The organism is Algibacillus agarilyticus (genome assembly GCF_003286125.1).
In the GTDB taxonomy this organism is placed as follows: Bacteria; Pseudomonadota; Gammaproteobacteria; order Enterobacterales; family Alteromonadaceae; genus Algibacillus; species Algibacillus agarilyticus.
This window is the reverse complement of record NZ_QMED01000005.1, coordinates 174,646-194,678: the sequence shown is the minus strand read 5'-3', so window position 1 is coordinate 194,678 and position 20,033 is coordinate 174,646. Positions and strand designations below refer to the sequence as shown.

The following is a 20,033-nucleotide window of genomic DNA, read 5'->3' as shown; positions in this document are numbered from 1 at the left end:
AAATGGTCGCAGCTTCTGTTAGATACCCAAGTCTCTTCACTCAAGTAACTTAATCCAAGTCACTCAAGATGCTGCAATCGCATCTTGACGTGATTTTGGTAAATCTGCCATGTTGTTTTTTTTGTTATTTGTAGTTTATGCATATCATTAAGCACAGCAACAGGCGCTATCATTTGTTTAGGCTATACTCTTTTTAAAGTGATTAACTTTAGATATTGAGGTTAGCTGTGTTTAGTTGGGCAAAGTGGGGTGTTTTCGCGTTACTTAGTGTTCAATTTTGCTACGCGCAAGATATCGTTTATCGTGGGCTTGGTGTCTACCGAGACGCTTATCACACCGAGCTATTACAAGCTATTTTAGATCATAGTCAACCCGGCGTTTATCAAGCTAAGCGTTATCCTTTATCAATCCCCCACCAGCGTGCTTTTGAGTTTTTAACCGCTCAAACTGATATCGATATTACAATCGGTTATGCTACACAAGAACGGGTAGATTTATATCAAGCTATCCAAATACCCATTATGAAGGGGTTAAGTGGCTGGCGTGTTGTGTTAGTGCACAATGACAATATAAATAAATTTCGAGATATCAATTCGTTAAATCAGCTTAAAGTTTACAAACCTGGCATGTTTCATACGTGGACAGATAATAAAATATTAGAATACAATGGTATTGAACCGATCAAAGGCACTAACTTGGTTGGTTTATTTCTAATGTTGCACAAGCAACGCTTTGATTATTTTCCGATGTCGATATTAGAAGCTGCACGAGAAGCTGAGTTATATAAAAAAGAATATCAGCTGTCGATTGCGGTTGACCCGCATTTACTGCTGACTTACCCGGTCTGCTTTTATTTTTATGTTGCAAAAAACAATAACGAATTAGCGCGAACTTTAACCCAAGGCTTTGAAAAAATAATAGCCAATGGCCAGTTTGATACTATTTTTGCCAAACATCATCGCGATATACTTAAACAATTTTTAACGGGTAATCGAAAGATTATTCGTTTACAAAACCCACTTTTACCCCCGAGTGTGCCACTAGATCGCCCTGAACTTTGGCTGCATTATCAATATTCAGATTCTCGTCCAACAACGCTTTATTAGTTATACGCATAGAAAAAATCAATGCGCCTCGAAATAATTGTCTCTATCATTTTTATCCATACCCTTTTTAAATTCATCTTTTTTATTGTTCAATAATCACGCTTTATTCAATAGCCACTAATAATTTTTAGTTTTTTAAATAGACGTGATAAAAATGTAAACTAAATGATTATATTTAATTGTATTTGGTGTTATATTTGATTTCTTATGACCTGATTTGTGTTTTTGTTTAACTGTTTTTATACATAAGTGTTTTAAACAACCCATTTTTGAATAAGCAAGATAGCGTGCAAAGCGAATACCGTTTGAGTTAAATATAAAAAGGATAGAATGTGATTAACTTTAAAAACCGTAACCTAACTACATGGCTGTGTGCATTGATGTGCTTGGGTGTAAACCTGTTAGCCGGTTGTGGATCACAAAGTGCAGCCTTAAATCAGTCGGACATCGTTCACACAGAAACAGCCCAGACACAATCAGTTCAAGCAGAAGCAAAAAACAAAACTAACGTTGAACAACCAAACGTAATCATTATTGTTGCTGATCAAATGCGCAGAGCTTCACTGAGTTTATGGCAACAGCCAGAATTTAAAAACGCATTGTTAGGTACAAGCGATTACGTTTTTACACCAAACTTAGATAAACTGGCACAACAAGGCGCGGTATTTAACCAAGCGATTGCAAATTATCCACTGTGCAGCCCGTTTAGAGGCATGCTGTTATCAGGTCGGTTTCCGAACAATAATGGCGTAACTAATAATACGCGAATCGACAGACCTAACGTTGGGTTACGGCTAGATATCACCACATTAACCGAAGTATTAGCTCAAAAAGGGTATAACACCGCATTAGTTGGTAAAGGCCATTGGAATAATAATTTACCTTTAATGAATAACAAAAATGAATACGTGGGTACAACTGAAGCACCAGGCGGTCATTTTTTACAAGGCACAAAGTACGACAGTTATATTCCGCCAGGTCCGGCGCGTCAGGGCATTGAATATTGGTATCAATCAATTGGGCATAATCATAAAAGCCCGTTAGTTTATACAAACGACACTTATTTAAGTAAAGGCAAACGCGATGGTCAACCCTTTTACCCACGCGTGTATTCAGCTGTCGATCAAGCCAATGTCATTATTGATTACATCGATAATTCACGTGCACAGCGCGATAATTCCAAACCCTTTAGTTTAATTTGGACCATGGATCCACCGCATTCACCTTACAAGCAAATGTCTGATACTGATGAAGGCATTTATAATAAATACTATAAAGATGTCGCAATCGAAACGTTATTAAATCGACCTAATGTTGATATAGCCAGAGCTGAAAAATTTGCGCGTTATCATTTTTCGATGGTAACACTGGTTGATCGAGAAATAGGTCGTGTAATTGAAAAGCTTAAAGCACAAGGGCTCGATAAAAACACGCTCATTGTGTTTACCGCTGACCACGGTGAAATGATGGGTAGTCATCGCTTAATGACTAAGAATTTTGCCTACGAAGAATCAATTGGTATTCCCTTAATTGTAACACTCGATAATCGCATCAAACCTCACATCAATGATTTATTAATTGGTGTACCTGACTTTATGCCAACGATATTAGGTTTACTTAATTTAGATGATGCGATTCCGAGTGATCTTGATGGCGTTGATTATAGCGACTTATTAATAGCGACTGACAACCAACCCGCTAAACCGTTATCTAGCCTTTATTATGGTCAAAGTTCACAATTAGGTGTGCGTACCGATCAGTATTTATACGTGTTAGATAAGGCCGGTAAAATAATGAATTTATTCGATATAAAACAAGACCCTTATCAATTAACGCCGCTAACTCCAGAACAAATTCCAGTGGCAGATTTATTATTTTTGCAACAACAACTGGGTTATTGGTTAGATAAAATTAAACATGAGTGGGCAATCGAAAAGCGGTTTCCGCACCATGTTATTTATCCCAGCCAAATATGATGCAAATAGCAAAACACTAAAAATAAACTAGCGGTTACGACCGTGATTTCTATATTAACGCTAAGAATATACCCACCCGAAAATTGAGTTGGGTATGATCAAAGGATAATAAAATGAATAAAAATATATCTGTTATTTTTGCGCTCGTTTGTGGCGTGTCAACGCTTGTCAGTTGTCAGCAAACGTCTCTAGATCAACAAATAACGCAGCAAACTGAAAAACAAACCATGACTAGCGCATCGGTTAAGGCTTCGGCGCTTGATGTTGGGCAGCGAGTGGCGCAATGGCAACTTAATCATTTAGATAATGTTGATTATTTAGCTAAACGCTATTGGAAAGGTTCTTCAGAGCCTCGCGGGTGGATCCAAGCGGCTTTTTATATTGGGTTAGCCCGTTGGGCTGAAACACAAGGCGATAAAAGCTTAGTCGCTGAAATTGAAAAAATGGCTAAGAGCGTAGATTATTCTTTGTTAGAACGCCGTGTTAAGCATGCTGATGACCATGCAATTGGCCAAACCTACCTTTGGTTAACCGAGCAAACAGGCGATCACAAAGCCTACGCTAAAATACAAAAATTATTTGATTTTATTTTAGCGGATCATCGAGATATCAGTTTAGAAATGGTTGAAAGTAACCCGCGTGTGCGTGGGTTTGAAGGGGCATGTCAAGATCGCTGGTGTTGGTCTGACGCTTTATTTATGGCACCACGGACTTGGTTAAAACTATCTAATGTAACGGGTGACCCTAAATATTTTGAATTTGCAGATAAAGAGTTTTGGGCAACCGTTGATTATTTATTCTCAGAAAAATACGGTTTATTTTTTAGAGACAGCCATTATTTTGATAAAAAAAGTGACAACGGCGAGCCGGTCTTTTGGAGCCGGGGAAATGGCTGGGTATTTGCAGCCTTGCCATTAATCATTGATGATCTGCCAAAAGATCATCCTTCTCGATCTAAATACATCGAGTTATATAAGAAAAACGCAGCTGGGCTCATTGGTCTTCAAACACCTGCCGGTTATTGGCCTGCTTCGCTACGTGATCCAAATAAAGTAAAAACGCCTGAAATCAGCGGCACGGGTTTTATTGTATCGGGTTTAGCTTGGGGGGTTAATAATGGGATCTTAACTGATGCTAAAACTAAAGACGTTGTGCTTAAAGGTTGGGCGGCGATTGAAAATGCAGTACAAAAAAATGGCCGGGTTAATTGGGTACAGCAAGTGGGTAAATCACCCGACCCAGTTAAAAAAGACGATACACAATTTTACGGCGTAGGCGCGGTATTACTGGCCGCGGCTGAAATGAGTAAATGGCAAAAATAATCACTTATTAACGTCAAAGCGAGAAGACTATATTAATGCCGAATGTTCACTCACTAAGCTGTTTATTCAGTGAGTGAACAGCCTGAGTTTATTCTCTAGGTTGAGTAAGGCAGACAATTTAAAAAGTAAACTTGGTTGCATAAAATACAGTAGGGTGTGCTTAGCTAAACGTAAGCCACCATTACTCTCAACATTACTCTCAACATTACTCTCAGTATTGCCCCTAATATGACCCTCATTATGACTCCTAATATTAATACGCCTACATAGATAAACACAGCCGTAACATTGCAGTTGGCCACCAATAAGGCTCAATTAAATAAAGGTATATTGGGCACGATTAAAAGTAACTAACCATAAAACCAGAGGTTATTTAAAATGGAATTGAATGATAAAGACAAAAAAATGTATGAGTGGCTAAAGCGACAACACACAGCATGGCCGGTTATGAGATGGATTATTGTTTTAACATCGCTATTAAGCCTGTTAAGCTTTTTTGTATTTTATGATGATGAACCCGAGCTGCTTATAATTGGAGGGATGGGTTTGTCTTACACGCTAGGTTCATGGTCTGGTCGTGCTGAAATATCATTGCTGTTAAAGCTTGTAGATGAATCTATTAATAAAGACCGATAGCCTTTAATATATATAAATAAACCCGTCATCAGGTGCTTGCTAACCTCACTCATTATAATTTTGTCGCTAGCTGAGTAAAATCGTATTGTGTGAGTGTTTTATTACAAATTTAAATCACGGCTTTTCACGTAGATATTTACTTTTATGTTGGATGTTGCTTATACCTCATGTTGTTGTTCCGATTTTTAGATCGATAACGTTGCCGTAATCGATAGAAAGGGAGCGGCAATAAAAACGGAAAAACCTAGATTGGGATCTAGGCTTGCATAGGATTCAGCTTAAACTTAATTATCGTTGGTGTAGTTAACGTAATTAAGGGTTTAAGGGGCTTGTTCGCCGACACGTTCTGATTCAGGTGCTTGTTGTGCAGTGCTTTGTGCTAAGTCCGTGTGAGTTAGTTTTAGCCTATCAATAACGTGATGTTTAGATCGCCCTGCTACGAATATCTTGTAAATACCTGGGGCGTCGAAATCGGCATATATGGCACGTGGGTTAAAGTCATATGTTCTGGTGTCCCATTTGTAGGTATCAAGCGGAGTGCCTCTGCGGTATGCCTTAAAGTAACCCTGTTTATTATTACCCCCGTGCGTTTTATGAACTATGTCTACATGCTCTACACCTTTGGCCGTTTCTGTAACAGTTGCAGGAGATACCACGCAGTTATTTTCAGCGCTCGACAAGCCATGCGGGCAAGCAATAAGCGTACCTTGTTCTGCATGTTCAACTCGATTATAGAACGTTGCTGATTCTACTTTTACCCAGGTATCATTGTGCTCTGTTGCTGATGTACCTGTGCCAATTTTATTGGCCCAATCGAAATAATAAGTGCCGGTTTTTGTAATATTTACCGACACTTCAATCACGCCTTTATTCGCTTCAGTAAAAGAATCTTCACCCAGCCATTCGATTGCTTTATTATTCATGGCGCTAGTATCTTCAATGACTTGCCATTGTGTATTTTGTAAATTAAACGACTCCATTTCGACCACAACCACACCGTCACTTTCAATGAAAGGACCGCAACCTTGAAAATCTACCGGATCATTCACTGGGGTGTATAAACACAAGTCAACAACATCAAGCACGCCATCTTTATCGGTATCTTTTTGTGATGGACCACAACCGGTGGCATCAGCCATTTCTGTTATCGGCGTTGCCGGACATTGATCAGTTTCATCATTAACGGAGTCTGAATCGGTATCTCGCTGGTAACTTGCACAACCGTTGCTGTCGACGGTTTTACCGTCTTGGGTATTTTGACACAAATCTAACGCATCACTGACAGTGTCTTGGTCGGTGTCGATGAATTTACAACCGACACTATCTACCACGGTGCCAGCGGGAGTATCTGCACACTGATCATCTTTATCGTTTAAACCATCGTTATCGGTATCTAATTGACTTAGGCCACAACCATCGGCATTTGGCGAATCGTTGTTTGGGGTGTCGGTGCACATATCAATGGCATTCGACGAGCCATCATTATCGCTATCAAGCTGGCTTAAGCCGCAGCCTTGATTATTTGGCGAGTCGTTGTTAGGGGTATTGGGGCATATATCAATGGCATTTGACGAGCCATCATTATCGCTATCAAGCTGGCTTAAACCACAGCCTTGCTGATCAGGCGAATCGTTAGTCGGTGTGTTTGGACAAGTATCAATAGTATTTACAATACCGTCTTTATCGATATCGTTATCAATTGGGGCTTCAGTAGAATCGCTACCGCACGAAATTATTATCCCCGAGAGCAGTGTAAAGGTTACAATTCTAAATGATTTTATTATTGTCGTTTTCATTTTATTCCTTATTTGTATTTTTTGTAGGTTAACCGCAGCAGAACCACCCTAATTTTAATGATTATGTTGGCTGTATTATTGTTTACGGACTTGTACATAAAGTGCCGTTTATGGCGATTAACCATCGACGGCACTTTACCGTGCTCACATTCACATTCAGGTTGCAGCGAATTAAAGCTTTATTTTTTTGATGGCTTGCAACGTTAACGGCCCTAATAATCCCGAATTCTCTAACGGATCATCTTTGCTCACGAACTTATATGAAGTGAATGTCATGCGCTCACCTTTTTGGCCACTTTTAGGTAGTGGTTTATTGTCGGTATACCAGCTTGGCATGGTGCCCACTGGCTTGCCGTTTTCACGCCAAAACTGTGAATGGTCGGGGTAAGCTTCATCGGTGATCAGGCGGTTAATCCATGAGCTGGCCACGTCAATTCGAATGCTGTTTTTACCCGTATGTAAGTAGTTAGTCACATCTAAGGTAAAAGGAGCAATCCAAGTAACGCCTGCATCAACACCATTAATAAAGACTTGCGCAGTATCACTGAGTTGCCCTAAATCTAGGATGATTTTTTGGTCGCTGGCTAATAACTCGGGTGATACAGTGAAGCTTTTCTGGTAGCTGCTAATGCCTGAGTACGCGCGAACCTCAGAGTCGGCATGATCTTTAAAATTGATCAGCTTGTTAAAAGTCACGGTTTTATCTAATCCGTATTGCTTTTTGAATGATACCTGCCAGCTGCCGGTTAGCGTTTGTGGTGCCGGCATATCTTTTACCTTGATGTTTTGTTTTTCACCATCGATAACAATATTCACCTTGTCGCTCGCTTGAGCTAACAATTTAAGATGATTGTTTTCATCATAAATCACTTCAACATCTTGATCGCGCACCACTTGCGGGTCGACTACTTTCATGTTGCTTGATGAGCGCTGAAAGACAATAAAAACCGACTCTTCTGGGTCTAACCGAAAGGTAACGTCTGTGGTATTTTTGCCCACTTTAAAGGTAGCGAGTTTTTTAATTGTTCCCGTATTAGCATCCCATAGTTCAGGGATTTTTCCTGTGACTTCAAAGGTCGCATCAAATAAACGGCGTTCTTTGTTTTGGTTATAGACAAAGTAAATATCTTGACTGGCTGTTTTTCTATGGGTGTAAAATAGCTGATCAATATTTTTAATGCGTAAATCAAAGTTTAGCTGCTGCTTTTCATAAAGTTTGTGCCAATCAGCTGTGGTTGTAACTGATAAATAAGTAGTCGGCTGCGCCCAAATGTAATCGACCATTTTTTTAAATTCTTGCTGTTGCGCTTTGGTCACATCGCGACCCGCAAGTTGTTTAATTGGTTTACCAATAATCACGCCGCCTTGCTGGGCGAATTGGTAGATTTTTCTCACTGAATCAATGTATAGAGTGTCGTGATTGGTCAGTTTTAACGCCTTGTATTGAACACCGTGATCAAGCTGGTAGCGACCATTTTTATAAAACAACTTGTTTTGTAATACGTCACGGTTTAAACAATCGTAATTGATGTAGGTCGGTAGTTTCTTTTTGATACGACGACGATCTGGACATTCTGTTGGCGCAGAGTCGCCCACATACCAAAGTAAATCAGCAACGGGTTGACCTTGGCGTAACATATATTGGCCACGGCTAAGGTAGTTGAACCATGCTTTACCTGCAGTTTTAAACCAAGGTTGAGTCGCGTCAACGTGCGCACCCCAATATTCCATCGTCATGCCCGGTACCACATGGGTGTTTGCTTGATGGACAAAACGATGGAATACAAATTGGTTAATACCGAGTGCCCAGCTAAAATCACCGTCATACTTGGCATCAGCAGGGTTGAAGCGCCAATTGTGATCTTTGGTCGCGGTAAAAGCTTCGGCAGAAATAATGTTTTTATTGTAAATATGGCCGGCAGAAGTCGCTGACGCTAACATATAAATATTACGTTTTAACCAGAATTCTCCCATTGGAATGTCCACTTTACCGCCGGCATCTAAATCATTAAAGGGGCCAATACCATAAGGTTCATTGTAAGTTTTCATGCCGTCAGCGTTAGCTAATTCGGTAAAGTATTGATAATAGTTTTCAGTGATTAACTTGTTACTTAGCTCACGAATATCCCATGATACCGCTTCAGCGGTAGCGGCTGAGTCAACAAATTTACCGGCAAATAGCGGTAAAAAGGGGACAAGATCATAACTATGTTGCTCTTTAAAGGCTTGTTCGTAGTCTTGAGTCCAGTTTTGGCCGCCCACTTCATAACTATCAATTTCTAAATATTGCATCACCCCTGGGGCAACGTCTTTTACCTTGTTGATAACATTGGTTACGTAAGCGTCGTAATGCGCCTTAAATGCAGCTCGGCTAAATTTATCGACTTCTAAACCGCGACCTTCGGCAGTTGGCGGTACATTAGTCGTGCCTTTAGCGGTGTAACCAAAGCGCATTATGGTCCAATTACCGGCAGGTAATTGTGTTTGTAACTGACCATCAGCAGAGAGCTTGCCGGTTAAATTAATGATTTTTTTAGGATCGATGATATGTTGTTTGGCAGGCTTGCCAATTTTAGGTAAGTGACCATAATCGGTACGTGTTGCTAGGGTTCGGCCTAAAAAATTTCCCATTCTTGGTGTTGACGATAAGCTCGCTTCAAAAATGTTGAGGGTTTTATTGGCAACAATTCTAAAGTATTTTGCAGTTACACCTTCAAACGCACCATCGAGCGCCCAACGAACTCGGCCCGGACGATTCACTTTCAAGTCGACATGCTTTTTAAAGTTTTTGCCGTCATTTGAATACTGCAATTCGTATTTTATTTTTTTACCGAAGCTAATATCCATGCTGGCAAAACGAATAGTGACGGGCTTGTCGTAAGCAAATTGCAACCAAACCGGTTGTTTGTTTTTTGACTTAATCGATGATTTTTTCATGACCTCGACATTTGAAACCACGCGGGTATCAAAGTTGGGATCTGAGGCGGTGATCACGGGTGTTAATGAGGCATCAACGAGTTCGGTTTCTAGTGATGGGTAAGCGAGTACGGCAATGTCTTGATAATAATCTAACATCGTCATTGGCTGGGCTAATTGCACCTTGACGTCACCGCCATTACTGGTAACAACCTTTTCATTCCAAGTGACTTGTTTCATGCCATGCTCTGGCGTGATCCACGGGCCACCACTTGACGACCAACCATCGCAGTTGTGAATACCAAAGCTTAAACCCAGGCGTTTGGCTTCTGTTGCCATGTGACCGATCATGTCGATATGATTTGGGGTATTAAATAACACCTTTCCTTTGGGAATATTTCGGCCAAGGTTGAAATAGAGCACCCCACCAATACCGGCTTCGGCCATCGCCTCAAAGTCTTTAGTGATACCTGCTTTTGACATATTACTGTTCATCACATGATACCAAGTTAGTGGCTTAGCCTCATTCGTGGGGGTTACAAAATTCTGTTGCAGCAGGGCAGCGGCATTTGAATCAAACGGTGTTGAAGTTACAGGTGGCGTAAAATCGGCCGTTTTGTCTGCGCAACCATATAAGGCTGACAGGCTAAGCAAGCACATAGAGCTAATGAGTTTGGGGACAATATGCATAAAGTGTTTTCCGTATAGCAAGCGTATTCAATGGGTATATATTGAATAGGCAGAAAGCGATGAAATTGATACCCCCCTGTCGTGTTACAAAAAAAGTGTTTATAAAAAAATAATTTTTATAGTCTCGTGCCACTAAATAGCATGAGGATTCTTGGGTGGTCATTTAATACGGAAGGGGTAAAGGTTCTTTCTAATTTTTAAGCTAATTATTAGGGTTTTTTAGCTATCTGCGGCAGCTGTTGAGTTTTCTTTAACGCGAAGGGTATCAATTGGTGTACCCGTAAGGCTATTCATATCGTAAGCCTAAATAATAAAACCAAAATAAGAAAATGCGATATAAATCCTCAGGAAAAAAGATGAAATACATTACAATTTTTACAATCCCTATGCTCGTTTTGGCGCTTAGCGCCTGTGGCGATAAGTCAAACGGTGGCAGTGAGCAGGAAAAGCCCCTTGCAAACACCCCAGTGAATACTCAGCCAGACACCCCAGTGAATACTCAGCCAGATAAACCAGTTGATACTCAGCCAGATACACCAGTTGATACTCAGCCAGATACACCAGTTGATACTCAGCCCGATACACCAGTGGATGCTCAGCCCGATACACCAGTTGATACTCAGCCCGATACACCAGTGGATGCTCAACCAGATCCTGATACCACTTGGTTATACAAACAAGAAGGCACTGATCTTACATGGGAAGAAGTACTGGCAACCGATGCTTTGCTTCCCCTATACACATTTACTTACAAAGGCGTATTAGGTTCAATTATTTCAATCAATCATGCGTTAATCGAAACGGGGGAGTATGGAAGTCGGCCAATAAATAGTGTTGAAAACAAGTATTCATTGCATACAGTAGGGAACCCTGCAATAGGGCAAAGTAAATTTGAACGCTGGAGTCGTTGGTACCAAGAATCTGGTAATACGCAAATTTTCCGTTTATTTAAAAATGAAGAAAATGTTAGTAACAGCCGCCCACTCGCTGCTCGAGTTGAAATATCAAGTTCTAAGCAACGCTGGTTTCCAGAACCAGGCATATGGCGAGAGTTTAGTGCCCGTTTTACGGTATTAAAAGCCAAGGGCTGCTCGGCGCTGCCAGTCAAAGGGCACTATTGTTCTATTTTTCAGGCGAAAGGTAATAATGTTGATCATTGGTCCGTTATGTTACGTGTTCACGGAGACGGTAGCTTATGGTTTTATCCGCGTGAAGGAATTTACAAAAACAGAAAAAAACTCCGCGATAATGTTATCGGCCAACCGTTTGATATGAAAGTACGTGATAACGGTTTAGATTATGAAATGTGGATTGATGGTGAATCAGTGGGTACCGGTCAGTGGCAACGCACCCTTGAAATTGGTTTCCGGTGGGGTATTTACGTGGGTGAAACTGAGGTGGTTGATGACATTTTAGTTTTAGTGACAGGCGCAAGTGTGAAGTAATACTACTGGTTAATACAGGGTCTATGTAAGCTTTTAGTCGCTCGATTAACTAAATAGCTTACATGGTGATTAATGCTCGTCACTGATTGACAACGATAGGTGACAACTACCTTGAAAAATACCGTGTTCGAAGACAAATCACAGCCGTAACATTGCAGGTAGCCACCAATAAGGCTCAATTAAATAAAGGTATATTGGGCACGATTAAAAGTAACTAACCATAAAACCAGAGGTTATTTAAAATGGAATTGAATGATAAAGACAAAAAAATGTATGAGTGGCTAAAGCGACAACACACAGCATGGCCGGTTATGAGATGGATTATTGTTTTAACATCGCTATTAAGCCTGTTAAGCTTTTTTGTATTTTATGATGATGAACCCGAGCTGCTTATAGTCAAAGCGATCGGGTTTTAGGGGAAGCCGTCAAGCTTCGAGACCCCATGAGCATATGCTCTATTATGTGATTGGGGCGAGTAAGCGCTGACAATGAACCATAAAACCTGAGCGAGAAGACTATATAATTGGGGGGATGGGTTTGTCTTACACGCTAGGTTCATGGTCTGGCCGGGCTGAAATATCATTGCTGTTAAAGCTTGTCGATGAATCTATTAATAAAAATCGATAGATAGTTTTAAACGGTAACATTTGAAAAGGTAGAAGCTCATGTCTATCTGACGCTTTTTCACTTTTGAGTTTAACCTAATCTCGCCGTGGATTAGGTCAGCTAAGATCCGAAAGTATACATTTCACTCATTCACTTTAATGACTTATCTGTGCCATTTTCGGACGTTCGCCTCTAAGTCACTTTTGCCCCATTATGAGTTAACGTAAATACTCTAAGGGCAGCTGTGAGCGAAGAGCAGATCTAAACAATATTGAATTGAATGCCGGCTTAAGAATAAAAGCAGCCATATTAAACAATAAATTTTATTCTAGTTTTCTTTGTTATTTCGTGGCCTAATCTTGTTATGATTAACTCCATAACTTTAGTGGTCAAATCACACTGCCTCTTCAATTGGTGCAAATAATAAAACTAAGAGACTAATTAATTATGTTTGAAAAGGGAAAATTATCATTTTGGGATATCGGAACCTACTTGACCGTAGGATGTTTTGTATCTCTCGCAGCTATATTCTATATATTTTATGGCTTGGGTATTCTTTTTCCAAGTTGGGCAAAAGATTTAAAAGATTTTTCTGGGAGCCTAGTGATTGTGGTTCCAATAGTATTTTTATTAGTCGGTATGTTTATTGAGCCTATTGCAAACTGGTTAGCTAAACATATCGAAAAATTTGCCTGGTTTAAGCCAAGAGAAATAAGAAATAAAGAATTCTTAGTTAATACTATCAAAAGACACCTTCCAGATGATGAAATCAATTCAGCTAACCTATATAGGTATTGTAAAGCAGTTGTAGAGCTAAAATTTCAAAACTCAAATCATGATATCTTTTTGGCTAGATTTGGTTTTTACCGAAGTATGAGCGTGTTGCTAGCGCTGATATTTATAGCTAATTGGTTTGTTTTTAAATGCGATGCTATCAATATTTCTATTAATGTTTTAATAGCTTTCAGCGCCTACCAATTTTTAAAACGCTCTCAAGTTTTTAAAAACCATATGGAAGAAGCTGTTTATTATAACTATTTAGCTTTGGTGGTTTCAAAGGACGAGCAACAACCATAGAAAGAAAAGGACTTTTACATGCTGGATCAATCAATTTCTAAAAAAGCGATTAAGCTTTTGGGTATTAATACATGGAAAAAATTTCAACCAGGTACTGAATATAGTAATTTTGTTGCTAATACCTATGAGCAAATTGAAGGAAAATTAAGTGCAGGCGAGTACCAATTTTCTCGGTTCGCAAAAAAATCATTTAAGGGTAAAGTTGGTTGGGCATTTGCGAGTGCTGCCGATGAACTAGTCGCTAAAAAACTAAATGACAATATTCGCCGACTTTTTAAAGTTAGACCATCTGATCGACATGCCATAGTCAAACAGACAATAGCTTTAGCCAAAGACTCTCAGCCTGTTACCATCGCTCGTCTTGATATTAAAGACTTTTATGAATCATTAGATCGAACGTCCATTGTTAAATTCATCACAGAAGAATGGCTGCTATCACACCAAAACAGAATGGCACTGAAACAATGGGATATACAGCTTGCTAGCCAAGGAATTCAAGGGCTACCTAGAGGAATGTCACTTAGTTCTACACTATCAGAAATTAGGATTCGTCATTTTGATAAGCAAATCAAGCTTGATAGCAAAGTTTACTTCTATGCTAGGTATGTTGACGACATCATAGTGTTTTACTCAGGTGAACAAGCCCAGCTTGAATCTATTATGAAGGAAAGGCTAAAGGCTTCTGCAAAAGAGCTTTCGCTAAACACTGATAAAAGTATTTACACTACGCTAAATGATTCGAGTCGAGGAAATGTGACAGAAATCGACTACCTTGGCTATAAGTTGCAAATTGAGAATTGCCCAAGGAAATTTAAAAACAGAAGAAAAGTTAAAGTATTAATAAGTAAGAATAAGATCAACAAGATTAAAGAACGAGTTCGTAGGACTTGTCGAGCGTACTCAAAAGATAGAAGGTATAAGCTATTGTTAGCTAGATTAAAGTTTTTAAGTGCTAATCAATATATTATCGGTGATATAGAAAAAACAAAATTAAAGTCAGGTATTTACTATAACTACCCACTAATAAATGACCATTCTCAGTTGAAAGAACTGGATGCTTTTTATCAGAAGTTTATCAATTCAAGTAAAGAGCCTGCTTATTCTGCTATGCAGTTAATAAAAAATCATGGTGGCACTGCCAGTGACATTAGGCTTAGACAAATAGAAGCAATATCATTTCAATTTGGCTTTAATAACCGAGTGATGAACAGTTTTTCCAACGACTTGAATAAAAAAATAAAGAGGTGTTGGTAATGGGTAAAGCTAAGGTTGATAAACATGATCACTTTCGCGTAATAATCACTGATACTTTGCCTTATGAAGTTCCGATCAACTTTTTAAATGAAGGTGTTTACCACTACCTCAAAGGGCAAGAATCTCCTTTTAGTTCAGTAGCCCCATCTATCTCAGGCTTTATTAAACTGTTCTTTGACTATGAGAAGTACACGAAACCATACAACTATAGAATTCATAAGAACTCAAAGAGTAAAAGACTTTTGTCAGTTCCACATCCTGCGGTTCAAATTAAGATTTCGAATTTATACAGAGATTATGACTCATTAATCACCGAGCTTTGCTCTAGAAGCCCCGTGAGTTTGCGAGCGCCTAGTAGGGTTGCTTCAAGGTTTTATGAAAAGGAACTTGAAGATAGCTCTGAACCAGTAACTCGCGAAGGCGTTGAAGTTGAAAGAGATGGTTTTGAAAAGGAGTCTAAGTTTGCCAGCTCTTACTTTACCTATAAGAAATACAACTTCTTGTATAAGTATTATGATTCCTATGAATCACACAGAATAGAAAAAAAGTTTGAACACTTAACACGGTTTGATATCTCTAAATGCTTCCATAATATATTTGTTCCTAGCTTTGGCTGGGCTTTAAAAGGTAAAGAGTTTGCCAAACGATACTCGCAACATTTTTCAGTGGAATCGCAGTTTGAGCAATTGATGCTACAAGCTAATGAAGATGAAAACAGTGGAATAATAATAGGCCCAGAATTTTCTAGGATATTTGCAGAAGTTATTTTACAGCGTATCGACCTTAATATTATCGAAAACGTGAAAAACAAGCTAAAACTTCGGTTTGACAGCGACTACACAGTTAGACGTTATGTAGACGATTATTTCCTTTATACAAAAAATCAATCTACAGCAAAGAAAATATTAGATGTAGTTTTAGGAGAACTAGAAGAGTTCAAACTGTTTGTGAATGAATCAAAAACTGAGTTTGTTGAAGTGCCATTTATTACTGGATTAACTATTGCAAAAATGGATGCAAAAGACTTAGTTTCAAAGACTTTTGAAAATCTATTAACGGAAGAACATGAGAAAAAAGAAGATGCTTCTTTTATCAAGCCTATCAATCCATCTAGGGAAGCAAACCGATTTATAAAAAACTTAAAAAGACTCGTTAAAGATAATGACGTGAGTTATGAGAGTTTAAGTGGCTATACACTTGGTGAGGTAAGACGAAAGCTTTATCGCATACTTGAAGATGAAAGAGTTAAATCGTCGCTTGTAGAAAATAATACGGAGCAACTACTTAAATTACTGTTGTTCGTTTTAGAAATTTCATTTTTTATTTACAGCATGGATATTAGAGTCAGAACAACTTACATTATTACTCAAATAGTTGTTAGGTTGAACACTATCACAAAGGTTACTCATGTATCTTTTAAAGATAACGTCCGTAAGAAAATATACGATGAGTCAGTGTTGCTGCTTTCCAAGATGAAAGATAAAGGTAAGGCCAACTCAATTGAAACTTTAAACCTTTTGGTGTCTATAAGAACAAATTTTGATGATTATCCTATTTCAGAATCTAAATTAATTGATCTATTTGATCTAGAGCGCGATGAGCAAAGTAAGTTAATAAAAAAGGAAGGCGCTCAACTTGGTTATTTTCAATTAATGGTATTGTCTAGCTTTATTGAAAATAAGGCTGAGCACAGTGAGATAAATTCGTTTATAGAGAACGAGATATTAGAAGTATTCACTGCCAGTGATAGCGAGCAAATACGGAGTTGTACAGACTTAACTTGCATGATGTTCGATAGCCTTTCTAACCCGTTTTTTGGTGATACATTTAAACAGGCGTTATTCAGTATTATTTGGTCTAAGTTAAGACAGCCACCGTCAGATGATACCGTTTTCGATTATCTCAAAAGCCAAGAATGGTTCTTTACATGGAAACGAGAGAATTTGGCCCAAATTTTAATGAAAAAGGAATTGCGAAGCCCTTACTAAATGCTTTAGACTCAATACCTCAGGTGGTTCACATCGCATATATTTTTGTATCGTTGTTTTCGGACAGCTTCTGCCAGGCGCAGATCACACGCTAAGGTGTGAATCATCTGTCCACTTAACTATATTAATCCAGCTCGGCGTTGCGACAAAGCGAGACATTAAACGATATCATTCTAAAAGTTGGATGCACTTTGCTTATGATGACCTACCAAATATGCAGAATTTGAGTTGGTTAAACGTCTGCTTATCAGCAGAAAACCGATATTGAAAATTTGACTGTATGCTTCCACTATTGGCACAAAGCACGCATTCGTCCTAGCTCGTTTCTGTCCATTGGCGCGTTACTAGCTGACTTACTTTTGCCTCGAAATGAGTTAGTTACTAAATTGAATATGTAACCTTAGTCAGGCGCCAGTAGTAAGCCTGACTTTCGCAGTAGAACGCGCTTTTCTTTTGCTCCAAAGTCTGCATCAATAATACGGTCAATCGGCTCTACTTTGTTTGTTAAGCGTGAAATCTTATTATTAACGTGTATACACACGAAAATTATTATAAATCGAATTTCGGGTATACATTTGCCTTAATCCGATACGGCCATAGTCAACTTGTCCTCGTTCTGGTAGTCGCCAGGTGAATGCTTTTAATGATGTATCTGGGGCATTTTTCTCTTTCACTGATAAGGTCATTTGGGTTTTAGTTTTTTCAACGACCATGGTGTAGGTAACGTCTTTTTTGAATAAACCAGTGCGATAGTAGCTCGGCGGCACCTCCATCCCTTTAAAGCCTTTGGTGGGGTGTAAAGGGTAGGCGCGTGCTCTGATGTAGTCATAGTCAGGATCATCATTGACTTGTCTGTAAGCAGCATAACTAATGTGTAACAATTTCATCCGTTCAAAATAAAACTTCATCGACGGCACTTGGCGACGATGGTTCCATAATGAAATGTCTTGATCAAACTCGCCCCCTATACCAGTCGCTTGAATGAATAATATATTCACCATGGTTTTCATATCATCTATTTTAGTGAAATCGTATTCAATTTTGATATCACCGAAGAACTGTTGTTTGGTCCATAATACCGCGTGGTGAGCATCATTTTTAGGCTCTGGTCCGGCAATTATTTGAATGCCTTTTTGGGTGTTGGTAACTTTGGCTGAACGGCCATCAAGAAACCAATTGTCTTGCCACGGTGCTTCTCCTAAATCTTCAAACTGTAAAACCCAGCCCTCACTGTCTGGCTGGGCTGGGTTTTCACTGTTTTTTTGATGGTTTACATGCTGCGCTTGTGAATTGCAGTTAGTGGTCGCTGTTATTTTGGGGCAATTGGTTGCACAGCCAGCAGTCAGGAGTGTTACCACTATTGACAGTAATAATAACGCTGTGGTCTTTTTAATAAATAACATGTGATCCCTTACTTAAATTTTTATAAACGTTTTTTAAGAGCTGTTTGGTCTGATCTGTTTTGTCGCAATGTTTCATGACAAACCTAGTTGAAATTCGAACAAAAAGTTATCGCCAGTCGTATGGCTTTTGACAATGTTTGTTGTTCTTATTCATTTGACGTTCTGTATTAAAGATTATTTTCATCGTCGGGTAGCGCTGTAATACAAGGCATGATTACAGCAACAATACAAATATCTCGTAACCTACTTAATGCGTCTCGCAATTTTGCTGTTGCATGCACGCAGCTAATTGTGCACGTAACTGAGCGGCGCGACTTTGATAACTTGGCTCGTGCACTACATTATTGATTTCATGTGGATCTTGTTTATGGTCATATAACATTTCTTCTATTTGGTTATCTTTTGTTGTGTATGACGTGAAAATAAAGTCATCGGTAACAATAGAGTCTCCTGCTTTAAAGCGGCTATAGATTTGTTTTTTATGTTTAAGCGCAGGGTCTTTTAAAGACTTCACAAAACTCTCACCCTCTATTTGTGCTGGCGCGCTAAGGTTGGTGATTTCAGTAATGGTAGGAAAAACATCAAGCAGCTCAACCAAGGCATCGGTTTTTTGGTTTTTCGCTATATTTGGTCCAGAGACGATCATCGGAATACGCAATGAGGTTTCTAACATGGTGTGTTTCGTCCAAAAGTTATGCTCACCCAAGTTAAAACCATGATCGCTGATCAGCATAATGGTGGTGTTTTCGCGCAGGCCAAGGCGGTCAATTTGAGCAACTACGTCACCAACCAGTGCGTCAATATAACTTACCGAAGCATAATAGCCCTGTAATGACGACACATGAAAAGCGTCACTGTTGAAAGTATACCCCTTATGATGATAGGTATGAATTTCACCTGATCCACGAAGCGATTCTGGGGCATTAGTTGGTTTTTCCCGATGAAAGAACGGTGAAAACTTCTCTTTTGGATGTAAATCATAATACTTTTTGGGCGCATAAAACGGTAAGTGCGGGCGAATAAAACCAACGCCTAAAAAGAAAGGTTGATCTTGCTTGGCAAGTCTGCTTAATGCGGTTAATGCTTTCTCTTTTACTTTACCGTCAGGGTAGGCTTCATCGGCGACATCAGCCGTTTCGTACCAAGGGCCATTAATACGCTTACTGTTTTTCTTTGTTTTCAGGTGGTTTTCTGAATTAGGGTTTAAACGAGTGGCATGTGGCAGCCCTGAATGTTGTACTTTTTCACTCCAACTTTCTTCGGCTAAATCACTACCGGTATGAAATATTTTACCTATTGCCATGGTGTGATAACCAGACTCTCGTAATACTTGGGGTAATGATTTTGCACCAGGGGCATCTTTTTCTGCCACCGCTTTATAATTAATGAAACGGGTTTTAGTGGGGCGGATCCCCGTAAGCATACTGGCACGAGAGGCACCACAAACCGGTACATTGGCGTAAGCTTGGGTAAAGGTAACACCTTGCGCGGCTAAGGCATCCATATTGGGAGTATGGGCATTTTTGTCGCCGTAAACACCCAGTACCGGGCGTAAATCATCAACCATGATCATCACAATATTTTGCTTTTTTGCTTGGCTTGGCGGTTCGGCATTATCTGTTTTATTCACTTGATAAACAGTCTCTTGCTGTATATTGCTTTCAAGTAGCGTACATGCACTGATCATCGTGGCTATCAACAGTATTAAAAAGCCTGCTTTAACAGATTTATTTATATCATTCACTGGGTTATTCCTGCTTATTATAAGAGTGACGTTGCTCTGCTTTTAAAGTTTAAACATTAAAGCGTTAAATTTAG

At 39.2% G+C, this 20,033-nt stretch carries 12 protein-coding genes; 8 read left to right on the top strand and 4 right to left on the bottom strand.

The annotated features are described in order from the left end of the window. The first annotated feature begins 227 nt into the window (after positions 1-227). The 4 genes from DPX34_RS06465 (at position 228) to DPX34_RS06450 (ending at position 5,040) form a co-directional block, all read left to right on the top strand. On the top strand, positions 228-1,106 hold the full coding sequence (locus tag DPX34_RS06465) for a transporter substrate-binding domain-containing protein (protein ID WP_111977596.1): 879 nt from the start codon (positions 228-230) through the stop codon (positions 1,104-1,106). Positions 1,107-1,438: 332 nt separating this feature from the next. Further along, positions 1,439-3,082 carry a sulfatase family protein gene (locus tag DPX34_RS06460; protein WP_111977595.1) on the top strand — a complete coding sequence of 548 codons (1,644 nt, stop codon included), beginning with the start codon at positions 1,439-1,441 and terminating at the stop codon, positions 3,080-3,082. A gap of 113 nt (positions 3,083-3,195) precedes the next feature. Then, positions 3,196-4,404 (top strand): glycoside hydrolase family 88/105 protein, encoded by a 1,209-nt coding sequence (locus DPX34_RS06455; RefSeq protein ID WP_111977594.1) that lies wholly within the window; start codon positions 3,196-3,198, stop codon positions 4,402-4,404. 378 nt (positions 4,405-4,782) lie between these two features. Then, the gene (locus DPX34_RS06450; RefSeq protein ID WP_111977593.1) at positions 4,783-5,040 is read left to right on the top strand and encodes a hypothetical protein; all 258 of its coding nucleotides are present in this window, start codon (positions 4,783-4,785) and stop codon (positions 5,038-5,040) included. A gap of 320 nt (positions 5,041-5,360) precedes the next feature. Here DPX34_RS06450 and DPX34_RS06445 read toward each other — a convergent pair whose 3' ends face one another. Both DPX34_RS06445 and DPX34_RS06440 read right to left on the bottom strand, forming a co-directional pair. Next, positions 5,361-6,836, bottom strand: coding sequence for a thrombospondin type 3 repeat-containing protein (locus tag DPX34_RS06445; protein WP_111977592.1), 1,476 nt, complete (start codon positions 6,834-6,836; stop codon positions 5,361-5,363). A gap of 171 nt (positions 6,837-7,007) precedes the next feature. Next, positions 7,008-10,442 carry a glycosyl hydrolase gene (locus DPX34_RS06440; protein ID WP_111977591.1) on the bottom strand — a complete coding sequence of 1,145 codons (3,435 nt, stop codon included), beginning with the start codon at positions 10,440-10,442 and terminating at the stop codon, positions 7,008-7,010. A gap of 356 nt (positions 10,443-10,798) precedes the next feature. Between DPX34_RS06440 and DPX34_RS06430 the strand changes: the two genes are divergently transcribed. From DPX34_RS06430 to drt3b, 4 genes are all read left to right on the top strand, one after another. Beyond that, positions 10,799-11,887 (top strand): hypothetical protein, encoded by a 1,089-nt coding sequence (locus DPX34_RS06430; RefSeq protein ID WP_157964638.1) that lies wholly within the window; start codon positions 10,799-10,801, stop codon positions 11,885-11,887. A gap of 1,053 nt (positions 11,888-12,940) precedes the next feature. Then, the gene (locus DPX34_RS06425) at positions 12,941-13,570 is read left to right on the top strand and encodes a hypothetical protein (protein WP_111977588.1); all 630 of its coding nucleotides are present in this window, start codon (positions 12,941-12,943) and stop codon (positions 13,568-13,570) included. Between the two features lie 18 nt (positions 13,571-13,588). Continuing rightward, entirely contained in the window at positions 13,589-14,824 is a 1,236-nt protein-coding gene (gene drt3a / locus DPX34_RS06420) for an antiviral reverse transcriptase Drt3a (protein ID WP_111977587.1), read from the top strand. Beyond that, positions 14,824-16,812, top strand: a complete 1,989-nt coding sequence (drt3b, locus tag DPX34_RS06415; protein ID WP_111977586.1) for an antiviral reverse transcriptase Drt3b — start codon at positions 14,824-14,826, stop codon at positions 16,810-16,812. Before drt3a ends, drt3b begins: the two co-directional genes overlap by 1 nt. A gap of 524 nt (positions 16,813-17,336) precedes the next feature. On the opposite strand, the gene DPX34_RS06410 is transcribed toward drt3b, so the two are convergent. Further along, positions 17,337-18,215, bottom strand: coding sequence for a DUF1961 family protein (locus DPX34_RS06410; protein WP_111977585.1), 879 nt, complete (start codon positions 18,213-18,215; stop codon positions 17,337-17,339). Positions 18,216-18,462: 247 nt separating this feature from the next. Beyond that, entirely contained in the window at positions 18,463-19,959 is a 1,497-nt protein-coding gene (locus DPX34_RS06405) for a sulfatase (RefSeq protein ID WP_232824677.1), read from the bottom strand. Between the last annotated feature and the right edge of the window lie 74 nt (positions 19,960-20,033).